The organism is Corynebacterium sp. HMSC072A04 (assembly GCF_001809235.1).
GTDB classification, from domain to species: Bacteria; Actinomycetota; Actinomycetes; order Mycobacteriales; family Mycobacteriaceae; genus Corynebacterium; species Corynebacterium hiratae.
In genome coordinates, this window is the sequence record NZ_KV796732.1 from 11,230 (window position 1) to 33,906 (window position 22,677).

The following is a 22,677-nucleotide window of genomic DNA, read 5'->3' on the forward strand; positions in this document are numbered from 1 at the left end:
CTGCAGGTTGCGGGATCGAGGTCTGGGGGTTTGCGCTACCAGATAGCGGCGAAGGCAACCGCGCCGAGGAGCATCGTCCCCAGCGCAACGGCGGCGAGCGCCGGGGCCCCGGGCAGGGCAGGTGATTCGGCGCGGGCCAGGATCTCGTCAGCGTCGCGAAGCTTGGCGGTGGCCAGCCACAGCACCACCGCCACCACTACCCCAACAATCACGGCGGCCCATGGCGCAACTGAACGCACGACGAGCAAGCCAGCGACGAGGCCCGCAAGCCCCGTGCGCTGCCAGGCTAAGCGGGTGCGCTCGGGTTGGAGGCCGGGATCAAAAAGCTCGCTCACGCTAGCAGCTCGCCCACCAGAATCATCAGGCCGATGATAATCACCACGCCAACAATCAACGCCAACGCCGGGCTTGCCGGGAGCGGACGCGCATGGCGCATCGCGCGCTCCGAGGCTGCCCAGTGAAACCATGCCACCGCTGGTAAGACGATGGCCACGATCAGCATGATGACGGAGACAACGCGGGTCAGCGTGGTGTTCAGCGGTAGATCGAAGGTCTCCAGTGCCACACCACCCGCGATAAAGGCCAATGACGTGCGGATCCACGCCAAAAAGGTGCGCTCATTAGCCATGCTGAAGCGCGGGTCGGGTTCCTCCCCTGTTCCATACACCGAGCCCGGAAAACGTGCCTTCGTCATACGCGCCACTGTAGTGCCCCACTCCTCGCTCCACAGTGCGAGGCACCCCAGACGCCGTGCCTAGGACTGCGAGAAGGCCTCCAGATCCGCGGGGCTACCGGCGACGACGATGAGGTCGCGGTGGGTGAGCTCGGTGCCGTCGACAAGCGGGCGCCATTGGCCGGGCCCCTCACAGCGTGAGATGAGCTGAACGTTGTGCTCTTCCCACACCTGGTGCAGGTTGAGCGGGCCCTTGCTTATCGACGCCGGCGGGGTCATCGCCGTCACGCCATAGTCGGTGGCGATCTCCGCAAAATCCTCGAAGCGCCCGCCCAACAGGTGCGCCACGCGGCGGCCCGTATCGCGCTCCGGGCGGATCACGTGGTGCACTCCCAGTTGGCGCAGGATACGGGCGTGCGCATCCGAATCGGCCTTGGCCCAGATATCGCTCACCCCGAGTTCCACGAGGTTGGAGGCCGTAAGGATGGAATCCTCCAGATCCGAACCGATGGCCACGACCACGCGCTCTACTTCATCAACGCCCAGCTGGCGGAGGGCCTCGGCGTCGGTCGTATCCGCGGTCACGGCCTCGGTGAGGTACGCAGCGTGTTCGCGCACGTGCTTCTCCTCGGCATCGATTCCGAGGACCTCCACTCCATGCTCCATCAGCTCGCGGGCCAGGGAAGAACCGAACCGCCCCATGCCAATGACAACAACCGGCGGAATATTGATGGAAGACTTTTCACGCCGCAGGGCGCTGAACATGTTAGCCAATGAACGGCCTTTCTTCGGGGAAGCGGTAGCGCAGGCTGATGGTCCGGGCGGCCAGTGCCGCCACGAAAGTGGTGGGGCCTACGCGGCCAACGTACATGATGAGGCACAGCATGAGCTGTGATGGTGCGGACAAACTTGCGGTAATACCCGTGGACAAACCCACGGTGGCGAAGGCGGACATGACTTCGAAAGTGACCTGGTCCGCGGTGAACTCAGGGTCCCAGATGCGCAGCGTCGCAACACCTACGGCAACGACGATCATTCCGGCGGCGGTCAGCGCGAGGGCCTGGCGGAAGGTGGACAACGGCAGGCGGCGGTGTCCGATGGAGGTGTCTTCCCGGCCCAAGAATTCAGAAATCATCGCCGCGCCCAGAACGCACGCTGTAGTGACCTTGATGCCGCCCGCCGTACCGGCGGAGCCGCCGCCAATGAACATCAAGATATCCGTGACCATCAGCGTCAATGGCTGCGCTTCCCCGTAGTCGATAGCGTTAAAACCTGCCGTTCGGGGCGAAGCGCTCATGAAGAAGGCGTTGATGAGCTTCTGGCCCAACGGCATCCCGTTCAGCACACCGGAGCCCTCAGAGAGGAAGAAAACAACGGTGCCACTAAGCAACAAAAACGCGGTGGCGCCCAGCGTCATCCGGGCGGTCATGGACATGCGGTGAATGCGCGGTGTACCCCACGCCAGCGCGTTAGCCGTGCGCGGGCCCGTCGCACGAACTCCGCCAGCATGGGATAGCCCAAGCCACCGATGATCAGGGCGAAGGCAAGGGGAAGAAGAATCCAGCCATCAGCCGCGAAGGAGATAACGCTGTCTGAATAGGTACTAAACCCTGCGTTATTGAAGGCCGAAATGGCGTGGAAGATTCCTTCCCACGCTGCACGCCCAGGTGCTACACCGTGCTCGGTGGCTAGGCGCACGCCGATGAACACAGCGACGATGGCCTCGCAGATCAGAGTCATGACCACGGTAAGCAAGAGCGCGCGGCGAATGCCGCCGAAGGCCACGGCGCGGCCCTCCGCAGCGATGGTCCGGCGGGCTTTGAAACTGATGCGACCGGTCAGAAGCATGCCTGACAGCGATGCCAGGCTCATAATGCCGAGGCCGCCCAGCTGGATGAGCGCGATGATGACCGCTTGGCCGAAGGGCGTCCAATAGGTGCCGGTGTCCTCCACCACGAGGCCCGTCAAAGAGACCGCCGAGGTAGCCGTAAACAGCGCCGGCAGGAACGGTGTCCACTGCGGAACGTTGGCGGAAATCGGCAGCATAAGAAGTACCGTTCCCACGAGGATGAGCAGGACGAAGCCCACGGCGGTGAGCCGAGCAGGGCCCAGGAAATGACCGCGTTTCACAGCGCTTCAGCTTACTGCTAATTGCTTTCGATGGGCAGTCCTCTCAGCCATAAATATCGCGATTTCATAATGCGAAACATCACAAGCAGCAGCCCAGGCGGTGGCGTCACAAAGTAGGCGCTACATCAGCTTGGTCTTGTCCAAGGTCTCCACCCAGCCGTTGGTGAATTTCTCCAACGGCTTGTGGAAGACCACGCCCAGAATCAGCATCGGTACGGCAAAGAGCAGCAGGCACAGCAACGCCAGCCAGTAATCACCGTGGTAAGTGCCGGCGATGGCCGCGCGGAAGGCGCGGATGGTGTAGGTCGCCGGCAGCCACGGGCTAATGTTCTGGAACCAGTCCGGGAGCACCTGCAAGGGGTAGGCACCGCCCGACGACGACACCTGAATCACCAACATGAGCACCGCCAAGGCTTTGCCCGCGTTGGCGAAGGAGACCACGAAGGTGTAGCAAATCAGCATAAAGATGAGCGAGCTAACCCAGCCCGCCAACAGCATGAGAATCGGGTGCGCGGGCTCGATACCCACGAAGAAGATGAGGCCCAGAATGAGCATCGTCGACTGCGCGAGACCAACCGCGACGAACATTCCGAAGCGGCCGAAAAAGCGCTGCATCGGCGAGTACGTGTCCTTGTCCACCACGTCGGTGCGCACGCTCACCGCAGTCAGCAGCGCGCCGACCCACAGCGCCAGCGCCGTGTACATGGGTGTCATGCCGGCACCAAAGCTCTTGACTGGGTAGACCGCTTGCCTGTCGACGTCCACCGGAGCCGCAATCGCGTGTGCCAGAGCATCCGGATCGGAACCGATGAGGTCCGCCAACTTCTTCAGGTCACCAGATGCCGCAGCGGAGTCGATATCCTTCCGCAGGTCGCCGAACTTGTTGGCCTTATCCTGCAGGCCAGAGGCGAGCTTCTGTACCGCATCCCGAGCATCCGTCAGGGAAGAGGAATCAATGGTGACGGGAGTCTTCGCGGTATCCAGATCCGCGCTCACCTGGCCCAGGGAGTCCTGCAGCGCACGCAGGGATTCGCGCAGACCAGAGGTGGAGATTCCCTCCACTGCCTTCTTGGCATTGTCGATGCTGGAGAGATCCGGCTTCGTGGGTTCGGGAGCATTCGCGGCCGCAGTGAGGCGCGCGTGGAGAGTGCGCTGCGCGTCGATGGCCTCCTCGATACGGCTGAGCGACTTCTCTTTATCCCCGGCAGGAATTGGCAGGGCCTCAATGTGGCCGTGCAGGTTCTGATACTGGGCAATGGTGCCTTCTACCTGGCCGGCCAAGGTGTTGAGCGCGGCGACGCGGTCGGCGCGGGAGGCGGAGGCGTCGTCGTAAAGCGCATCAATGCGTTGGCGCACCACATCATAACTAGCGCTGGTGGCATCGAGCGATTGCTGCAGCGCATCCGTGGAAACGTTGAGCGAGGAGGACTGAATCTCCGGCAGCTCCAGGTCCGCCGAGTCCGCAATGCGCTGGGCGCTTTCCATGAGCGGAACCGCGGTATCCACGAGGCCAGCGAGGGAACGCGCGGTACGGGCGGCCATATCGAGCTGGGTCTGCACGCCATCCGCGCGCGCCTGCATCCGGTCCAACACAGCCTTGGTATCACCCTGGCTCAAGAAGTCCGAGAGTGAGGTGACCAGATCGAAGGAGACGTCACCGACCGTCGTGGTGAAAGCTTCGGCAACCTGGGCCGACACACCCTCCGCGCCTTGACCGGTGATCTTCGGCGCCAGCGCGTTCTTCTTCTCATTCATGTAGAAGGACAAATCCGCGGGCTGGGAACCATCCGTGTAGAAGTTCATCATGTCGGTACTGAAGTCTTCCGGGAGCACGATGGCTGCGTAATACTCACCGGACTTGGTACCTTCAATCGCCTCATCGGAGGTGGTCACAACCCAATCCAGCTGCTCGTTCGCTCGCAGCTCATTGAGCACCTGGTTGCCCACGTTGATGGGTACCGGCAGCAGATCGCTCTCATAGCCGGTGTCCTTGCTGGCCACCGCCACTTTGAGCTGGCTGGTGTTGTCGAAGGGATCCCAGCTGGCCAGCACGTTAAACCACGTGAACAGCATCGGAATGACGACGAGACCCACGAGCATCACCGCGCTCATCACGTTGCGGCATGCGGTGCGGATATCGTTGAGGAAAAGATCGAGTGTTCCACGCATTAGTTATCCCCCTCCGTGGACTCCGCGCCGGCGCGAGCCGGATGCTTGATGTCATCTTCATCCAACGTCACGAGCTCCGCGGACTGTTTCAAGCTGATGCGCAGGTATTCCAGGGCGACCGCGGCGACAATGATGAGGAAGCACCACGCCGTCCAAATACCCAGGAGCAGCGGCTTCTGGTCGGGCAAGAGGCCGGAGACGACGATGAGGATGACCACGCCGATAACGCCCGCGATGGCCACCATCTTGAGCCAATAGCCCCAGTTATGAGCGCGGCGGTCCAAATCCTTCTTCAGGCCGCTGCGGCTATCCAGCGCCTGGATGACGTCCGCGATGCGGTAGCCCGAGCCGACAACCTGCACATTTTCATAGTCGAAGAGCTCAGTGTCCCGCAGCTCACGGTTGAAGATGACGTTGAAGTGCGCCAGCGCCTTGCGCAACAGCAGGCCGAAGACAAAGAACAGAATGAACATAAAGGCGAGCACGCCCATGTTCTTGAAATAGTGGTTGCCGTAGAAGCCACCGATGGTTTCGCGCATGGCGTCGATACCGTACGTGAATGGAAGCAGCGGGTAGATGCTGTGGAAGAAGCTGGGCAGCAGCTCAATCGGGTACAGACCCGACGCACCTGGAATCTGGATGATGGCAAAAACCACGCAGAGGCCGCGGCCGAGGTGACCCAGAGACGTCGACAACCCATAGATAATGCTCAAGTAGGCCAATCCCACGAGCACACCCGTCAGGATGAAGGCAGGCGCGTTCACGGTCTGCACGCCGATGAGCAGATCACCCACGGTCACCGTGACGGCCTGGATGATGACCATCAGGGCCATGAGGAGGAAGCGGCCCAAGTAGGCCTGGCCCACCGTGATGCGGTCGAAGCCCTCCTTATCGACCTCAACCCGGAAGATCACCATGAGGACGAAGGCACCAATCCACAGAGAGAGGTTAGTAAACAACGCCGCCATGGCGGAGCCGTAGCTGTCCACCGGGTACACGGTTTCGGTCTTCAGCTCGATGGGCTCCGCAAAGAATTTACCGATTTCTTCCGCGTCCAGCCCGGTGACATTTTGAACGACTTTGGAGTTCATCGCGGCACGCAGCGAGCCTACATCGCCCTGCATAGCGCGCAGGCTGTCCTGGAGGGCCAGGAGGTTGGTATCGAAATCGGACAAGGTGTCCTTCGTGGCCCGCAGCTGCTGGGCCACGCCGTCCAGGAGACCATTGGCCTCCTGCATGGTTCCCTTCTGCGCTTCCAGGGTGGAGCTCAAAGCACTCGCCATGGAGCTCAGATTGCTCATGGCACGGTTGATTTCGGGCACAGCGGTGGTCACGGTATCGCGCAGCGTCTGCGACGTGGCCTTGGTATCTGCCGCTGCCTGGTTGATGGCCTCCGCGCTAGCCTGCACGTTGTCCGCTGCGGCCTGGGTATCCTTGCTCAGCGCAGTCAGGTTCCCCACCAGCTGACGGTTGGATTCATTGCCCTCATCGAGGCGCTGGATGGCGTCATCAATTTCCTTGGCCACCTGCGGTGAGAGCGTTGCGGAATCGCGCAGGGCTTTAAGCTGCGCAATCGATTCCGCACTCGCGTCAATAGCAGTGTTCGCCCGCTGCGTGGCGTAATCGAAACGGTCACCGGCCTGGTTCAGGCCAGCTGTGACATCCGCGATGGATTCCTGCGCCTTGGCGGTACCGTCCGCCACCGCACTTGCACCACTGACGAAGGCACCGGTGGTCTGGTCGGTGAAGTCACCGATGCCCCCTTGGGCCTGCTCGACTAGGGAGGAGACCTCGGCGAGGGCGGTTTGGGCGTCGCCCAGCGCAGCACTCACATCAGCCACCGTGGACTTGGCGCCCAACGTGGAATCAGCAGCGGCGTCAAGCTTTCCCTGGATCCGCGCGAGGTTCTCACGGTTACCGTCAATCTCCTGCGCGGTCTCCCCGAACGCGGAGCTGGTGTTGTTCATCGCCCGCGTGACTTTTCGCTCGAAGTCGGTACCGGTGTCCTTGACGTTCTCCGCCGCGACGGTGGCCACCTGCTCCTTGAAGGCCGCCGTGATCTGCTTGTCCAGACCTTTGGCACCGGTATCCGTAATCTTCACGGCGATGGCGTTGTTCTTCTCGTTGACGCGGTAAACCAGTTGCGGCTGCGTGAACTTCCCGTCGAGCATGCTCACGAGGTTCTCGCTGAAGTCCTCAGGAATCGTCACCGAGGCATACACGTCTCCCTCTAAAAGGGCTTTCTCGGCTTCGTCGCGCTCGAGGAATTGCCAGCCTAGCTGGTCATTCTTTTTGAGTTTCTCAATGACCTCGCTGCCGACATCTATCTTCCCCGTCAGCTCGTTGTTAGCACCCTTATCCTCGTTGACCACGGCCACCTTGATGTTGTTGGTATGGCCGTAGGGGTCACGAAAAGCCGCGATGTTCACCCATGAATACAACGCGGGGGTGATGATAAGCCCGATGAGGATGATCCACGCCCTGGGGACGCGGCCAAGCCTGGCTACATCTCTAATAAAAATCTTCCAACTTTGGCGCACTGAAGGCAGTGTACCCGTTGAAGCTTCGAGTCTCTAACCTGCCGAAATACATAAAGTAATTTAAATAATTAACAAATAAACTTTAACATGGTTTGCCGGATCAAACCCCTGGCTTGAACATATGGCGATGAAAACTAGACTTCAAGTAGTTGAACTTTTGGTATGGAGATGCCTATGCGTAAGACCTTAATCAGCCTCACCGGCCCCGCCTTCGTTGCTGCAGTGGCTTACGTCGACCCCGGCAACGTAGCCGCCAACATCAGCGCCGGCTCCCACTACGGCTACCTCCTGGTGTGGGTACTCGTCGTGGCCAACCTCATGGCCATGTTCATCCAGTACCACTCCGCCAAACTGGGCCTAGTCACCCACCGCTCCCTGCCGGAAATCATGGGCGAGCGTCTCTCCCGCCGCGCGCGCCTAGGCATGTGGGCCCAGGCCGAGCTCATCGCCGCGGCCACCGACCTCGCCGAAGTCATCGGCGGCGCCATTGCCCTGCAACTCCTCTTCAACCTCCCCCTGTTCGCGGGCGCGCTCATCATCGGCGCGGTCTCCATCATTCTCCTCATCTTCCAGAAGAAGAACCAGTGGTTCGAGGGGCTTGTCATCGGCCTGCTCCTGGTCATCTGCATCGGCTTCCTTGCCGGCCTCGCCATCGCCCCGCCCGACCCCGCCGACGTGGCCGGCGGCCTCATCCCCCGCCTAGAGGGCAAGGACAGCATCCTGCTGGCCGCCTCCATGTTGGGCGCCACCGTCATGCCGCACGCCATTTACCTACACTCCTCCCTGACCAAGCAGCGCTACCCCGACCTGGAAATCCCCCACGTGCTGGCCGGCACCCGCGCGGACATCGCCGTGGCGCTGTCCATCGCCGGGCTCGTCAACGTGGGCCTGCTGGTCCTGGCGGGCTCGGCCCTCTACGGCGTGGACGGCACAGAGACCATCTCCGGGGCCCACACGGCGATTGCCAGCCACCTCGGCCCGCTGGCCGGCGTTCTCTTCGCCATCGGCCTGCTGGCCAGCGGCCTCGCCTCGACGTCAGTGGGCGCCTACGCCGGCTCCGAAATCATGGACGGCCTGCTTCACATCAAGGTCCCCCTACTAGTCCGCCGCCTGGTCACGCTCATCCCGGCGCTGGTCATCATCGGCTGCGGGGTCGACCCCACTATGGCACTGGTGGTCAGCCAGGCACTTCTTTCCCTGGGCATCCCCTTCGCCATCATCCCGCTTTTCCGCTATGCCGGCTCCCGGGACGTCATGGGTGAGTTCGCCGCGAAACCCTGGTCTATGGCCGTGGGCTGGACGCTTGCCGCGCTGGTCATCGCACTCAATCTCGCCCTCGTGCTCCTGCCGCTGCTCTAGGCCGCCTACAATCAGCAGCCATGATTGAAGTAGCAGCCGTCGTCATCCGCAACCCACAAGGCCACGTGCTTACCGTGCGCAAGAAGTCCTCCACCAAGTACCAACTGCCCGGCGGCAAGCCCGAGGCGGGCGAGGCGCTTGTCGACGCCGCCCTGCGCGAAGTTGCCGAAGAAGTAGGCCTCACCCTCGACGCCGAGAGCCTCAACAAACTCGGCACCTTCGACGCTCCCGCCGCCAACGAACCGGGCGAGGTCGTCGTCGGCACCATCTTCACCTACACCCGCACCGTCACCACCGACGAACCCCACGCCGCCGCCGAAATCGGGGACACCGCCTGGGTCAACCCAGCAGCCCCCGACCGCGAGCTTGCACACCTGCTGCGCGACCGCGTCTTCCCCACGCTGGCCTAGCGCCAACTGTCAACACTTCGGCGTCATTGACCTCGAAACCATCAAGAGCTACCCTTTTGAACATGTTCACTGAACACGTTCACTCATCGCGCTCGGCCGCCAAAGCTGGCACCGTCAGCAAGGTCCTAGCCACCGCCTACGAACTCTTCCTCACTCAGGGCTACGCCACCACCAGCATCCGGACTATCGCATCCGAAGCTGGCGTTAGCGTGGGAACCGTCATGGGAGTCGGCGACAAACAAACGCTGCTCATCCGCACCATTGGCCAACACATTTCAGAACTCCACGATGACATCCGGGGACAATCCGATAGCCTTCTCGATGTCCTGAGACCTTTCCTCCAGATGTTTACCGGCCACGAAGAGCTCTCCCGCGCCTTTGGCGCAGCACTCATCCAACAAGGCAATCAAGGCGAAGCGCTCACCGCACTCAAAACGCTCCTGACCGATGAAATCACCCTGCGACTCGGCACCAGGCTCAGCAGCGCCGATGCGGCCGAGTACGCCGACCTGCTGTACAACGTCTACCTCGGCTTACTCATCGGCTGGGCCGCCGGAATCTACGACACCGAGCACCTCACATCCCAAGCCGCCTCATCGATCGAACGCCTCAACACCGCATTCGGAGTAACCCAATGATCCTAGAATCTTCCCCAGCCTGGCCCTCCCTTCTACTAGCAGCCATTCTGCTTGGCGACGCCGCCCTCTCCCTCAAACCAGTCCCCTTCATCGAAGCCTGCCTCAGCGGCGTCAAACTCCCCAAGGACTGGTGGTGGGCGCTCATTGTCATCAAGTGCCTCGCCGCCGTAGGACTCATTGCCGGCCTCTGGTTCCCCGGCGTAGGAATCACAGCCATGATTGGAGTCATCGCCTATTTCTGCGCGGCCGCAGCAGCCCATGTCCGCGCCCACTTCCTCGGTAGCGCATTCTGGATCAACTGCTTAGGCATGCTCGCATTCTCCATCGGAGTACCGATCCTGACGCTCGCACTGACTTAAGACACCAGTCAACCATTCACGGCTTCCAGAAGGAAGATGCATCATCGCACCTATTGATTGATGACTTGATGCTTTCTACCCTAAAGGTATGCACACCAGGATAAACCTCCCCTCCTTCGATTGCGGCGGACCAGCTCTAGTTGATCTCAGCGACAAAGAAGCCGTATGGGCGGTGCTCGATGATCATTCCTGATGTCAACATTCTCGTTTATACCTTCCACTCCGCAGCACCACAACATAAACCCGCTCAGCAGTGGTTAAGTGGTGCGCTGAATCGGCATGAAACAATTGGGCTCCTGGATGTTGTGGCAACGGGCCTTGTTCGAGTTATGACCAACCACAAGCTATTCCACAAACCACTAACCGCCCAGCAAGCACTGACTGCACTCAATACCATTTTAGCGGCCCCAAACGGGCACTCTTTTGAGCTCCAGCCCAGGGACCTGGACAACCTTCACTGAACTGGTGCGCTTGCACAAGCTTAAAGCCAGCGACATCCCTGATGCCTGGATAGCCGCGTCCGTAATAGAAGAAGAAGCAACCTTACTGAGCCAAGATCAGAGCTTTGCCCGCTTCCGAGAGCTGCGCTGGCACCCGCTTCTAGAATGACAACAACAAACGCAGATCCCGAGCCACCGGTGAACGATGACTAGGGTTCTATAAGTTGAAGCAGCGAAATCAAGCAATCAATAAACCGACAAGCCCTCGACTAAAGCGACAAAATTAACGCACTCTAAAACTTCTCGATGTTAGGACAAGGACTAGTATTGAGGCATCTGCCGATGGCGCTACGTCCGCCGACTAACAAAATACACTCGGCAACAACCAACACCGTCCAAATCCGACTCGTCGCTAGCGCAGGAAGTCGTTGAGCAGATTCCGCCTCCTCTTTTGCGTAGCAGCTGCAACTAGTCGTTAGATAAAGCGGAAAATCTCCTAGCAAACAGGCTGTGTAATTTAACCATTTCCTTTACACTCATTAGAAGAAGAGTCTTCAGAGAGTTTTTCCTCCAGGAAAGAAAGCGGCGTGATAGTAGTATCCCCTTTCCCATTGCCGCCTTCAATGAGGGCCACCAATTCTCCTGCAGGATTATAGACAGGGGCGCCTGAATCCCCAGGTTTTGAAGTCATTTGAGCCTTTAGAGTTCGCGCCTGATATTCTCTCCCATTGATGGAAAATGCCTCACAATATAAGTTCTTGTCGTTGACAACCCCATCAATTCTCCCTCCGAGAAAGGTTTTTGCAAAAATAGCTGAAGGTATTTCGATACTTTTATCACTAATTTTATCAGCCCGAAGAACGTAATCTACCGGAGGATCAAGAAGTATTTCTGAAACATCTATCCCTTGGTTACTCCACAAGTAGTTTTCACCAATACTTCCAATACGCCTACCTTTCGAATACACTTCATCCGCACTTTCACCACAATGACCGGCAGTCAAGGCCCGCTGCTGGGAAATGATAGTCACAGAACACGTCACCGCCCCTCGGGGAGGACCCACCTGCACCTCATCTCCACTTTCAATATATGAAAGAGGATCGAAATTCCTCTGTTGAGCAGTAGATATTGATGAAGCCGTGGCCCCAAAAGATACGCTAGCCAGAAAGAAAAGAGCTAGCCTGCCTACTATAGAAATAGTATTTTGTTTCATAACTTAATAAATAATCAATCTAAAACAGAGGCAGGCCCGCTAAAATACCCACCTCTGCTCAGATATTTACTTCTTCCCAGATGGAACAAACACAAGGAAAATGACCAAAATTGCTAGAGCAATCGTGACCCCATACGGCCACTGAAGTTGAGCGGAAAGCATCATCAATAAAACGCCCACAGTGGCCAATATCTTTTTCCACATATTTTACTCTCCAGAACCATTTCTATTCTTGCCAGGCGGCAGATTCTCTTGGACTGTTATCTGAACAATGCAGAAACATCCATATGGCAAAATTCCAATTACCTTTCCCTAAACCCCTTTCTGTTTAGAGGAAGGATAATTTATTGAAAACCAACCCGCTGAGGATATGCATTATGTGTGAAAGCGCCAGCCACAATCGAACCAATGCCATAGTCTGCATACATACCACCGGGCGCAAGACCAGCAATAGCCCCTCCAGTAGCTAGGATTTTGGAAAGAACTGGCTCGGGAATCCAGACTCCAGCGATTGTGACACCGCCACCCACCCGGTTAATCGTCGTTTTAGACAGTAGCACCCTCACATAAGTCCCATGGAATTCAATTCCATTCCGACCCTCTTGAAAGTATGGATCAATGTCATCATCATCAGCGCTCGAAATCTTCGGCCCTTTTTCCCAGAAAGTTATCGAGTCTCCCGCCACCTTCATCTCAAGGTTACTATCAGCCTTGGCCTCGCTGATCCTTTCGTTCTGAGTCTCTACTTCATTTTTGATTTCTTGCAGTTCCTTTTGCGAAAGAGCGCTTTCTGCCTCTCTAGCAATCGCGAATTGGTCTCCCTGAAGGAAAACATAGGAATCTGCTTTTTCCGCAACTTCTGAGGAAACAGAAGACTGAGAGGCATTATTCTGAGTCGACTCAGCGAGGTCAGTCTCAGTACCGGCACTAGCATTGACTGGTGCAAAAACTGTTGCTGCCGCAACCAGCACCACTAAACGCGTAGATTTCTTGAGACGATACATGTCCATAATCCTTTCTAGAAAAGATGGCTGAAAATCGGACACCCCTAGAGTTACATCCAGTAGGGATAATTGGAAGCAAAAGATGTAAAATGTAGACTATTGTATAAACTTCCTCAAGATTTGTTGCGAGGGCGCACAAGAAGGCATATAATCCCTCCCCTTCCCCGCAAACCCTAGTCTTTTGAGACTCGGGTTAACCAGCGCCCCAAAGACTGGTGGTGGGCGCTCATTGTCATCAAGTGCCGCGCAGCCACAGGAGTCATCGACGGACTCTGGTTCCCAAGCGTAGGAATCGCATCCATGTTTTGAGTCATCGCATATTTCTGCGCAGCCTCAGCAGCCCGTGTCCGCGCCCACTTCCTCGACAGTGAATTCTGGATCAACTGCTTAGGCATGCTCGCGCTCTCAACCGGTGTATTGGTCCTGCCGCTAGTGCTGAATTAGGCGACCAAAAATTCTTCGGAACCACCCCTGCCCCATTTCGCCATCAAGCACATTCGCCCGATATTTACTTCTTTTTCATCCCCCACCTCACTATGCCGTTCGTTGCTTTGGGAAGTGGCTGAGGGGAATAGCACTCATGAATTTTGGAAAGAACAAAATATTCGGACAAAGTTCTCATCGGGATCGATGTTCGCGTTACTTTCCACATCCCAAATTGGCTCTTTTAGTAACTCCATGACGCTCCCAGCCAGCACAGATTAAGGTCAGCGCCTTCATTCTAAGTTCCCTGCTCACGGGCTGTCGGCATACGAAGGAACTGAAAACGTAAAATCCCGAGCCACCGGTGAAACGATGACTCGGGTTCTGTAGTTTGCGGAGACGAGAGGGGCTGAACCCCCACACCACTCCCATGCAGGTCAAAGGCTACTTTTCAAACATCCACTTGCGGGCTGTTGCGTAATTGTTGCGTAACGGCCAATAGGAAACACCAGGAAAGGGCCACCATGACCACCCCACAAACCACCACCAGCCCGGCGCGCCGGGCCACTGGCACGCCACGCTTGCGGCATCTCATTCACCACATCGAACCACACGGGGTAATCCACACTCTATGCGGTCAACGTCTCTACAAGCATAAGGGTGCCACCACCGGGGCGCACACCAATAAACAGAACTGCTCCGCTTGTGATGCCGCTGCAATCCTCTACGAGGTGGCACTGTGAGCATCCAACAACTCAACGAGGCCATGCAGCAGCTGGAGGTCAACATGCACGCGCTGGAGGGCATCAACCAGCAGTGCCAGAACTGCACCCCATCCGAATACCAGCGGCTAGACCAACAGGCTTTGCGAATCATGCGGGCGAACACGCGCCTAACCCGGACCATCCGCAACCTCACCAACGAGCTAACAGGGGCACCACAATGAGCACGCACCAACTACCCACAGCAGACCAACCAGACAACTACACCGGCATCTGGAACCGGCACCGGGTGCGCTACCTCTACGCAGACACCACCACCGGCCTATGGCACCTATGTGTTGGCACACCCCACGAGGGCAGCTACTGCACCCACATGAACCCCATGCGGTGTGTTGACCTAGCCGGGGTCACGCTCCACTACAGGCGCGGTGGCTACATCATCGTGCCCCGCGACGGGCTACCAGTAGGCAACCTCATGCCAGACTCTTTAGCGCGACGCTGCCCCATGACCTACGAGGAACAACACCTAGAGGTGTGCCCCAACTGTTTAAGCATGGCAGCAGTGCAAGCAGAGATGTTAGGCCAACGCGCCTACCCGCTCAGGCGGCTGTTAAACGAGTTGGAGCGTACCAACACCCCTAGCCGGTAAGTTCATCGCCTTAAACGGCGATATTGAACAGGCAAAACGCGGGAGGTTCGGGTAATCTCCAACTGTAGGAAACGGGGACGGCCCGGCGGGGGCGTTCGGGGGGAATCGCCACACAGCACCGGGCCTCACCATTCACACCGGGGGGATAGTGAACGGCTACGGGCAGTTTCCCACAGACATGACAGGCGCGCCACTGAAGCGGTGCGTGGGGCTCATGACCATGCACCGCAGTTGTGGTCATCATGCCCCTAACTGTTTGGTTTGAACCGTGGTGCTCATCACCACGGTTGCCGGTTCGCGTTTCAGACGCAACCCCGCAACTTTCCGGCACCCTGAAGAAAGTTCCCACAGCACGGGCCAGCGGGGGGAGTCGCCCGGCCACCTCCAGATAATTCAGGCACCCCACCACTCCCACGAGGTGTGGAGAGAGAGACGGCATGACTCACAGCAGACGGGGCGGAGTCAGGCAGGGCAACGGCCTTAAGAAAACAGGTGGCACCATACCAACGCCGAAATTCTGAAACCCGTACACTTTGCGGCCCCCATTGCCTTCCGGGGCATTCTTATGGGGCAGGGAGGGGCATCCCCCAGGGTGCCGTTTCTGATAAAACTCCAGACCCGTCCACGAGTGGAGCAACAACGCTTTCCGGCGGTGCCAGCGGCCAGGGGCGGGACAACTCCCCTGCCTTCCACTAGCCCACCTTCCTGTGACTGTGTTCAACGAGGTCACGCAAACTTTTGGCCTGTGTGTAAAAAATCCTCGTGCTCGGCGTCATGAGGGTAGGGGCACGCTGGGGATACGGCCTAAGATTCTGGACACCCAGCCTACTTCCAAATAAACGCCGTGGTGGTGTCGCTCGGGCACCAGGGCGCGGGGCTGGTGTTCCACCATGAGCGGTAACAGGTGACTGTAGTCCGGCTAGTTATCGTGGGTACATGTTTGTTAGCAGGCGCTACACTCCCCCAGCACCGCTATGCATAATCTGGAAACATCATGCACCAATCTGACATAATATAGATTATCGGACAACATACAATGCAGCGCTACGCATACACCTGCACTACCTGCATAAACAGCTGCATAGAACAGATGCTGCCGTGCACGTTATCGTTATCGTCTGCCTAGTGTCATGCTCCTGCTTGTGTTGCTAGACTGCACCACATGGAAGAATACACCACATGGCTCAGCACTATCACCACAGACAGTGCACGCACCATTGCTAAAGCCACCGGCCTATCTCACACCACAATCAGCAGGGCAGCAGACAACACCAACCCCCCACCGACTGTGGTGGTTGCCGTGGCACGCGCCTATGGTGCCAACCCTGTTACAGTGCTAGCCCGCACGGGGCTGCTCACTACAGCAGAGGCGGAACCATTTAGCGGCGCTCACGAGTTGCGCACGGTGCCTAGCGCGGTGCTGCTCCAGGAACTGCTCAGGCGGGAAGTGGAGAGCAGCTAACCACCCTCCACGCCCCGGCGCTCACGCAGGTTCAGGGGCCGGTAGGTCACAGGGCGTGCGTGCGTGTGGCGCTTAATGGGGTGTCCTATGTGTCCTATGCAGGTCAGGGCCTATTTTCGGGGTGTCCTATGGGGTGTCCTGTAGGTGTCCTATGTGTCCTATATGGGGTGCGGATAGGACAGATAGGACAGGGGTAGGACAGGGCGTAGGACACCCTAGAAACATGCCTCTACCTGCACAGGACAGGTAGGACAGGTGTTTCTAGCTCACGCGGTGGCGCATACCCTCCAACACGAGGTGAAAACTAGGGCCACGTTCAACAAGTTGTGCGCCTGTATCAGTCTGGGAGAAACGCACGGCCTCCATCTCATCCAGGACAGCAGCGGCCCGCTTCATAAGCGGCCTATCCCTACTGGCAAGCGTCTGAAGGAATTGCGTCCAGTTGGCAGGCGGGGCACCATCGTCTACCGCATCAACGAGGTCTAGGGCGCGTAGTTGAAACTTCTCAAACTTACGTTCATCCCGCGCCCGCTTCTCTTCTTGCGCAAGTTCCTTACGCTCCAGGCGGTCAACCTCCTGCTGTATCTCTTTGTCTTTCGAGTAGCTAGCAGCAAACGCCTGCACCTTATCGGAGTAGTCCATTAGCACCCCTGCGCGCCTCCAGTCATCCATGCTCACACTGGCACTAGATCGCAATAGGGCTAGCCCGGCGGCTACCTTGCAGCGTGTCTGTGTGCGGTGGCCTGTGTTGGAACCAGAGACACCATAGGCGGCTAGTAGGTGGGACTGTTGCCACACGTACTGCTTCACCTTCTCAGGGAAGGACACGGGTGTTCCACTAATGACCTGTTGGGGTGCCAACACACTCTTAAGGCGGGTGGTGTTCTCCGGGCGCTCAGGCAACTTTCCGGGGTCTAGTAGTTCCGTCCACACGAAACGGTGCCTAAACCCGTCATCCTCACCATCCAACAGCAGGTGCGCTTTATCAGGCTGTGCAGCAACCCATAGGCCTGCTGTGTAGCTGCCTTCCTCAATCACCACTACTTGCCCCTTGTTGGTCACGCCCAACGAGTTGCCACTGTAGATGTCCAGCAGGGTGCCACGGAGTGTGGAACCTTGCCGTGTCAGGCGGGTGTGCAAGGTGCCCACTTCAGAGGCTTCAAACAGCACCGGGCGGGCAGTGCTCAGGCCTTCCGGTGGTTGGAGTGCTTCAGTTACGCCTTCACCACTGCCCAGGTGTATCGACACCGGCTTAAGCGGCGTATCCGCGTCAAAGACATGCACACTGTTGCGCACCAGGCGCATAAGGCGATCTTTACCCGCGCCGGGCTTGCCTAGCAGCACAATAAACAGGTTCATGCTGCCCCGGCCCATACCGGCATCGAAACCAACGTTTCCCGGCATACAGGCCAACACGTATTGCACTACAGCCAACAGGAAGGCCACCGGCGGGGCACCGTTAGCGCGGGCGTGCTCACGCACTTTCTGCACCGCGTCACCTGCCCCATCAAACAGGTCATGCTCCAGGCGCTCCCATCCGTCATAGTCGAGGGCACCAGTCATCTTTGCGGGCCTATCCACGGCGGGCACCTCCCCATGCTTTATCGGGTGCGTCTGTGCGCGGGCCTATGGGGTCACGGTGCCCACTAGGCAACGGCGGCATCCTTAAAGCAGCCTCACGGCGGCGGGCGGCAGCTTCCCTATCCTCTAGGGCCTGCTGTTTCTCGTTGAGTTCATCAACCAGGCGGTAATCAACATCTCCCATTACGCCACCTCCACCCCGGCGCGCCGGGCTACACCCACGAGGCCATGTAGGCGGCTCAGGCAGCGGGTTATCTCTTGCGTGCTTGCCGTGGCTGTGGTCAGGCAATCCTCCCCTACAACCACAAGGGCGCGCCTTAAGCGGGCCTGCTTCATACCTGTGGCTAGCTGTTCCACATCGGGCCACGCGGGCGGCAGGTATGCCCCGGCGGTCACAGCAATCAGGGCGCGGGCTACTGTGTCCTGCTGGAGAGCACCGGCCTGCTGGAGATGCTGCTGTACCCGCTCAGCAGATACGGGGGCATCACCACAGCCTGCCTCCACGAGGGCGTGGGCACAGGCCACCACAGCAGCGAACACAGTGTGATTATGCGGGGCATGGAAGTCATGCGGAACGAGGGTGTTGGCCAGGGCGATAACACGGGTAGCGGGTGCGCCAATCAGACCACGGATTAAGCCCTGCTCTAGTAGTTCCGGGCTGGTTGTGCTGGTATCGTCAAAGGCGATAACGCCGCCACCTGCATTATCGTCTTGCACCTGCCCTTGCACCGGGCGGGTGCTTTGCTTTGTGTCGGTCACTTAGTTGTCACCTCCGTCCAAAGCGGTGAGCGTGGGGCGCGTGGCACGCTGTTTCTTCCACTCTGCATATCGTTGGTTGTGCTCTCGGTGCTGCTGCAATTGCTTGTTGTCAGTCTCGTTTGGTGCCATGAGTACAGCCAGGCGGTTGTATCCCAGTTCCTCATAACTCCCAGGTTCCGTGTGAATCGGGTCACCAGGCTGGAGATAGTCGAGTCCGACGTATGCAATCACAGGCCTGCCGTTGCTATAGGTCTTAGGGCCTTTGAGCACCTTTATTCCTCCCCCGTGGTTTGTGCCAACAGTGAGCAGTCCGAGGTCACGGAGGGCGTTATTCATCTCTGCGCAGAGGTCACTAAAAGGCTGTAGTAGCGCGTCCCACTCTTCCGGAAGTTCCGGCCCAGGTTCATCTTCTTCTTCTTCCCACGGCCTGTACTCGTAGTGCGTTTCGTAGTAGAGCTCTTCAAGTTCACGGGACATCTCTAGCCAGAGCGGCTGTGCGCGATATGCGAAGTAGAGCAACCAATCTTGTGCGGTAGGTTCCTGCATTACGCTGCACCTCCGCTCCACTTGTTGGTGGGGGTGAACAGCGCGGCTACGTCTTCAGGCTTCAGGCGGATAGCGCGGCCCATGCGGTACGCCACGAGACGGCCCTCCGCGATATAACGGCGCAAGGTGCGGGCGCTTATCTGTGTGCGCTCAGAGGCCTGCTGAAGCGTAATCAGTTCAGGTAGGGCAGACGCTGGTTTTTGGACAGTCATCCGGTTCAACTTTCCCCATGCTTTAGGCATGGCAACTAGCCCCAACGAATCGGGCACTTGTTGCACTCCAGGCCATTTAGCCTGTCATGGGTAGTTGAAACTCCACCATCCCCCGTTTATCCGCACGCTAACCTTGTCGGTGACTTGTTCAATCCCTTACGGCGGCTTGCTTTAGTAGACGGGTCGCACTTGCAAGCTGGATAGTTGTCAGCATACACCAACCGGGGCCATGTGCGGCCAGAAACTACATTCCTAGTAGACGGCGCAGGTTAGAGTACTCAATCTCACGCATCCCACCGTTAAGCGCCTGTTGGACAATGGGCAGCAGCTTCTCAGCTCGAATCGAAAAATCAGGGAACTGTATATGCGGCCCATCCTGCCTAATTGTGCGCGGCCTGCGCTCCCGCTTCTCCGTTTCAGCCATCACTTTGAACCTATATTCATCAGCAGAGCTTGCATCCACGATATGAGGGCGGTTATCGGCCCTAAGAGACTCTCCCCCTCCTACTATCTCCCGAACCAAATATCCATCTGCGTCCCTCACCCACGTATACAACTTGCCCACATTCAAATCCCCTAGAATGCGGTCACCATCCGTAACCCGCAACGTCCCGACAAACGACCTGTCACGATATCGCTCAGATTTTTTCTTAGCCATTACGCTGCACCTCCCAGGGTTGCGTTAACTTTCTCCATCAACGAGGTTGTGCGCCCGGCACGAACCTTCATGTACACATCCAAAATTGTTGCCACATCGTCCTGCCCCAACAGAGTGCCAATCTCTTTCAAGTGCGCGCCCTGCTCAGCCAAACGAGTAATCAACCAGTTACGCCCACAATGCGGATCAATATCGTCACACACCCCGGCCTTCTCTTTCGCACGGGCAAGGGCACTGCGATAACTCGTGTCCATCATCAACTGCCCCGTGTTGGTGGTGGTGAACAGGCGGGCGCGACGGGTTCCAGCAGCAGTACGCAACACAGTTGACTCAGCAGGCACATACAGGGCCAGGTGCTCCAGGAAGTAGGGCACATCCGCACTCATAATCGGCACCTCACGGTACCCCGCTTTAGTCTTAGGCGGCTGCACCTCCATGTGGTTGCCTCCACCATCCGTAATGCGCTGTGCGTTCTGCTTTACATGCACACTCACACGCGGCATCCACGGGGCGGGCAAGTACTCCACGTGAACATCCTCAGCCTCCAGGGCCAGGGCCTCACCAATCCTCAACCCGTGGTGAAGCACGAGGGAGGTTAGGGCCTTATAGCGGGCAGGCATGTGCTTCAGAATTGCCTTAAGCTCCCAATCTTCCGGCAAGTACTTTTCTTTAGTGGCCACTTTCTTGCCAGCGTCTGGAACATCGACCGGGTTAACGGTGAGCATCTCACGGCGCACGGCTTCAGCACACGCGGCCTTAAGGCGCTTATAGGCCTGCTGGTTAATCGTGCGGGCCTTTGGATAGCAGCGCTGCACACCATCCCACCAGCGGTACACGTCTGCTTTAGTCAGCTCCACCAGGCGCACATCCTTCAGGTGGCACACGTCCACATCGTCCGCGCCTGAGCCATACGGCTCAGTAATCCGCACGCGGGTAACGCGCCTGTAGTTCTGCATGGTGGACTTACGGGGCGGCTCAGGGCGCTGCTCCAGCAACTCGTGAAACCTATCCATCCACTCCCCCACAGTCTCCGCGCTTATCTCTTCTTGCACGCGGCGTTGCTTTGGTGGTGTCCACTCTTCTAGGTCAATCAACTTACGTTCTTTTGCCAACCAGCCACGAGCGTCTGTGCGCGTCTCGAATGAGCGACCGGGGGTGTGCCTAGCCCCATCCGGGCCTGTGTACTGTGCGGTGAACCTCCGGCCCTTCTTGCGGACAGTTCCCCAATCGCTACGAGTGCGGCGTGTGCGTGCCATGTCTTATGTCCCTTTTTCGTGGGGCCAGGTCTTGCGCAACTGTTGCGTAACTGTTGCGTAGTGAGTGCTACTAGTGGCAACTCATGGCCACCTGTGGCAACATAGTATCATGCCAATGACCAGCACAGATACAACAAAACCCCCGGTGAACACTCACCAGGGGAAATGCTGTTTGCGGAGACGAGAGGATTTGAACCTCCGGACCTACGCAAGTAAGTCAACTCCTTAGCAGGGAGCCCCATTCGGCCGCTCTGGCACGTCTCCAGCGATTCGCAATGAATCGTCCATCACTCTACCTGAGCGCTTCCCCTAGGGACAAAATGGGGCTTCCCTATTCTTTCCCTGAAGCGCCGCATGCAGCTTAAGGGCAACGTAGAGAGCCGCGCAGCGCCAGCCATCATCCAGCACGCCGGGCCCGAGAATCTCACGGACGCGGTCGAGGCGATAGTGCAGCGTGGCGCGGTGAATGTAGAGTGCAGCGGCGGTCGCAGAGACGTTGCGGGAATGCTCAAAGTAGGTCAGCAGGGTCTGCCAGTAGGAGTTGCGAGGGTCGTCGAGAAGCACGGCGGCATCCGGGCTCATCTCCACCACCGTTGCTTGGGTCAGCTCCCACCCGCGCAGCAGCCGCCACGCACCGGCCTCCTCCCAGCGCAGCGAATCCTGGCCGCAGAGTTTGGCCACGTCCGCCATGAGTCGCGCCTGCGGGGCCGTCGGCGCCGAGCCACGCGCCACCACCTCAGCGCCGGTGACAAGCGCGGCACTCTGCAGCTCCTCCATGAGAGCCTCGGTGTCCTTGTCATCGCGGCGGCACTCAATGAGCACGAGGGAATCATGAGAGTCCGCGACCAAAAAGGGCCGGCGCACCAACGGGCGGGCAAGTTCCACGGCCACCGCACGCTGATCGCCTTCCACCAGCACGCGATGCACGGTCAGCTCGCCGTCGGAGGGTAAGAGATCGCGCTCCCGGGCACCCGCCAGCGCGGCCGGATCACCGGTGAGCACCTCGCGGGCCAGCTCCCCGAGCTGCTGGGCGCGGGCGGCGAGGGGAGCATCGCGTTCGTCGATAAGCCTGGCCAGCGGAGCTGTTAGCGAACCGAGGCGGACCAAGGGGGCGTCGCCCAGCGCGGGCTCATCAATAACCCACAAATAACCCACCAGCCGGTCTTCGTGCCGCAGAGGGATAACCACGCGGGGCAGCATGTCATAGCGCGGGTTGGCGGGCAGGCGTACCGGCAGCACAGCCTCCTGGATGCCGAAGCTGAGCATCCACGGGATGGGCTCCGGGGGCGGGGTGCGATTAAGAATTGAGGCCGCCCGGTTCTTATCGATGGCACCGATTTGCGCACTAGCCGCAATCACCGCGATGGCGGGGGTGGTCACCTCAACGGAGCGCTGCAGGATCTGGGCGCATTCGTCGACGATATCCTGGATGCTCGTCAGCTGCGGGGGTGTCACTTTTGACATATGTCAAAGA

Annotated in this window: 22 protein-coding genes, 1 tRNA gene and 1 pseudogene; 7 read left to right on the forward strand and 17 right to left on the reverse strand. The window is 58.6% G+C overall.

Features of this window, described 5'->3' with window-relative positions; genetic code table 11:
* Window positions 1-35 precede the first annotated feature (35 nt).
* The 6 genes and pseudogenes from HMPREF2565_RS01265 to HMPREF2565_RS01290 all read right to left on the reverse strand — a co-directional run bounded on the left by HMPREF2565_RS01265 (window position 36) and on the right by HMPREF2565_RS01290 (window position 7,512).
* Window positions 36-335: a DUF202 domain-containing protein gene (locus HMPREF2565_RS01265; RefSeq protein WP_071406750.1), complete on the reverse strand. Its 300-nt coding sequence runs from the start codon at window positions 333-335 to the stop codon at window positions 36-38.
* Entirely contained in the window at window positions 332-694 is a 363-nt protein-coding gene (locus tag HMPREF2565_RS01270; RefSeq protein WP_071406751.1) for a YidH family protein, read from the reverse strand. The genes HMPREF2565_RS01265 and HMPREF2565_RS01270 overlap by 4 nt, the downstream gene beginning before the upstream one ends.
* Before the next feature lie 60 nt (window positions 695-754).
* Window positions 755-1,438 (reverse strand): potassium channel family protein, encoded by a 684-nt coding sequence (locus HMPREF2565_RS01275; RefSeq protein ID WP_039673153.1) that lies wholly within the window; start codon window positions 1,436-1,438, stop codon window positions 755-757.
* Between the two features lies 1 nt (window position 1,439).
* A pseudogene (locus HMPREF2565_RS01280) lies at window positions 1,440-2,803 on the reverse strand (TrkH family potassium uptake protein).
* A 120-nt stretch (window positions 2,804-2,923) separates the two neighbouring features.
* Window positions 2,924-4,972, reverse strand: a complete 2,049-nt coding sequence (locus tag HMPREF2565_RS01285) for a YhgE/Pip domain-containing protein (RefSeq protein ID WP_071406752.1) — start codon at window positions 4,970-4,972, stop codon at window positions 2,924-2,926.
* Entirely contained in the window at window positions 4,972-7,512 is a 2,541-nt protein-coding gene (locus HMPREF2565_RS01290) for a YhgE/Pip domain-containing protein (RefSeq protein WP_071406753.1), read from the reverse strand. The genes HMPREF2565_RS01285 and HMPREF2565_RS01290 overlap by 1 nt, the downstream gene beginning before the upstream one ends.
* A 174-nt stretch (window positions 7,513-7,686) precedes the next feature.
* Here HMPREF2565_RS01290 and HMPREF2565_RS01295 point away from each other — a divergent pair, with 174 nt between their 5' ends.
* The 5 genes from HMPREF2565_RS01295 to HMPREF2565_RS01315 all read left to right on the forward strand — a co-directional run bounded on the left by HMPREF2565_RS01295 (window position 7,687) and on the right by HMPREF2565_RS01315 (window position 10,739).
* Window positions 7,687-8,871 (forward strand): Nramp family divalent metal transporter, encoded by a 1,185-nt coding sequence (locus HMPREF2565_RS01295; RefSeq protein WP_011272788.1) that lies wholly within the window; start codon window positions 7,687-7,689, stop codon window positions 8,869-8,871.
* Between the two features lie 20 nt (window positions 8,872-8,891).
* The gene (locus HMPREF2565_RS01300) at window positions 8,892-9,281 is read left to right on the forward strand and encodes an NUDIX hydrolase (protein ID WP_070564201.1); all 390 of its coding nucleotides are present in this window, start codon (window positions 8,892-8,894) and stop codon (window positions 9,279-9,281) included.
* A gap of 62 nt (window positions 9,282-9,343) precedes the next feature.
* Window positions 9,344-9,919 carry a TetR/AcrR family transcriptional regulator gene (locus tag HMPREF2565_RS01305; protein WP_005292598.1) on the forward strand — a complete coding sequence of 192 codons (576 nt, stop codon included), beginning with the start codon at window positions 9,344-9,346 and terminating at the stop codon, window positions 9,917-9,919.
* The gene (locus HMPREF2565_RS01310) at window positions 9,916-10,278 is read left to right on the forward strand and encodes a DoxX family protein (RefSeq protein ID WP_049157746.1); all 363 of its coding nucleotides are present in this window, start codon (window positions 9,916-9,918) and stop codon (window positions 10,276-10,278) included. Before HMPREF2565_RS01305 ends, HMPREF2565_RS01310 begins: the two co-directional genes overlap by 4 nt.
* A 179-nt stretch (window positions 10,279-10,457) precedes the next feature.
* The gene (locus HMPREF2565_RS01315; protein ID WP_070510735.1) at window positions 10,458-10,739 is read left to right on the forward strand and encodes a PIN domain-containing protein; all 282 of its coding nucleotides are present in this window, start codon (window positions 10,458-10,460) and stop codon (window positions 10,737-10,739) included.
* A gap of 496 nt (window positions 10,740-11,235) precedes the next feature.
* On the opposite strand, the gene HMPREF2565_RS13620 is transcribed toward HMPREF2565_RS01315, so the two are convergent.
* Together HMPREF2565_RS13620 and HMPREF2565_RS01320 are read right to left on the reverse strand one after the other, a co-directional pair.
* Complete coding sequence (locus HMPREF2565_RS13620; protein ID WP_141745871.1) at window positions 11,236-11,931, reverse strand: chymotrypsin family serine protease; 696 nt, start codon at window positions 11,929-11,931, stop codon at window positions 11,236-11,238.
* Window positions 11,932-12,275: 344 nt separating this feature from the next.
* A complete protein-coding gene (locus tag HMPREF2565_RS01320) occupies window positions 12,276-12,935 on the reverse strand; it encodes a hypothetical protein (protein WP_070510733.1) in 660 nt (219 codons plus the stop codon).
* A gap of 1,162 nt (window positions 12,936-14,097) precedes the next feature.
* Between HMPREF2565_RS01320 and HMPREF2565_RS01325 the strand changes: the two genes are divergently transcribed.
* Both HMPREF2565_RS01325 and HMPREF2565_RS01335 read left to right on the forward strand, forming a co-directional pair.
* On the forward strand, window positions 14,098-14,304 hold the full coding sequence (locus tag HMPREF2565_RS01325) for a hypothetical protein (protein ID WP_071406754.1): 207 nt from the start codon (window positions 14,098-14,100) through the stop codon (window positions 14,302-14,304).
* Between the two features lie 1,587 nt (window positions 14,305-15,891).
* Window positions 15,892-16,191 carry a hypothetical protein gene (locus HMPREF2565_RS01335; protein ID WP_071406756.1) on the forward strand — a complete coding sequence of 100 codons (300 nt, stop codon included), beginning with the start codon at window positions 15,892-15,894 and terminating at the stop codon, window positions 16,189-16,191.
* A 261-nt stretch (window positions 16,192-16,452) separates the two neighbouring features.
* On the opposite strand, the gene HMPREF2565_RS01340 is transcribed toward HMPREF2565_RS01335, so the two are convergent.
* The 9 genes from HMPREF2565_RS01340 to HMPREF2565_RS01375 all read right to left on the reverse strand — a co-directional run bounded on the left by HMPREF2565_RS01340 (window position 16,453) and on the right by HMPREF2565_RS01375 (window position 22,667).
* Window positions 16,453-17,772, reverse strand: coding sequence for a hypothetical protein (locus HMPREF2565_RS01340; protein WP_141745872.1), 1,320 nt, complete (start codon window positions 17,770-17,772; stop codon window positions 16,453-16,455).
* Window positions 17,765-17,956: a hypothetical protein gene (locus tag HMPREF2565_RS13625; RefSeq protein WP_141745873.1), complete on the reverse strand. Its 192-nt coding sequence runs from the start codon at window positions 17,954-17,956 to the stop codon at window positions 17,765-17,767. The genes HMPREF2565_RS01340 and HMPREF2565_RS13625 overlap by 8 nt, the downstream gene beginning before the upstream one ends.
* The gene (locus tag HMPREF2565_RS01345) at window positions 17,956-18,531 is read right to left on the reverse strand and encodes a hypothetical protein (protein WP_071406758.1); all 576 of its coding nucleotides are present in this window, start codon (window positions 18,529-18,531) and stop codon (window positions 17,956-17,958) included. Before HMPREF2565_RS01345 ends, HMPREF2565_RS13625 begins: the two co-directional genes overlap by 1 nt.
* Window positions 18,532-19,077 (reverse strand): hypothetical protein, encoded by a 546-nt coding sequence (locus HMPREF2565_RS01350; protein ID WP_071406759.1) that lies wholly within the window; start codon window positions 19,075-19,077, stop codon window positions 18,532-18,534.
* Window positions 19,077-19,289, reverse strand: coding sequence for a helix-turn-helix domain-containing protein (locus tag HMPREF2565_RS01355; RefSeq protein ID WP_070702464.1), 213 nt, complete (start codon window positions 19,287-19,289; stop codon window positions 19,077-19,079). The genes HMPREF2565_RS01350 and HMPREF2565_RS01355 overlap by 1 nt, the downstream gene beginning before the upstream one ends.
* 244 nt (window positions 19,290-19,533) lie before the next feature.
* Window positions 19,534-19,947 carry a hypothetical protein gene (locus tag HMPREF2565_RS01360; RefSeq protein WP_071406760.1) on the reverse strand — a complete coding sequence of 138 codons (414 nt, stop codon included), beginning with the start codon at window positions 19,945-19,947 and terminating at the stop codon, window positions 19,534-19,536.
* Window positions 19,947-21,203: a tyrosine-type recombinase/integrase gene (locus HMPREF2565_RS01365; RefSeq protein ID WP_071406761.1), complete on the reverse strand. Its 1,257-nt coding sequence runs from the start codon at window positions 21,201-21,203 to the stop codon at window positions 19,947-19,949. The genes HMPREF2565_RS01360 and HMPREF2565_RS01365 overlap by 1 nt, the downstream gene beginning before the upstream one ends.
* Window positions 21,204-21,378: 175 nt before the next feature.
* Window positions 21,379-21,467, reverse strand: a tRNA-Ser gene (locus HMPREF2565_RS01370).
* Between the two features lie 45 nt (window positions 21,468-21,512).
* Entirely contained in the window at window positions 21,513-22,667 is a 1,155-nt protein-coding gene (locus HMPREF2565_RS01375; RefSeq protein ID WP_071406762.1) for a PucR family transcriptional regulator, read from the reverse strand.
* Window positions 22,668-22,677 lie beyond the last annotated feature (10 nt).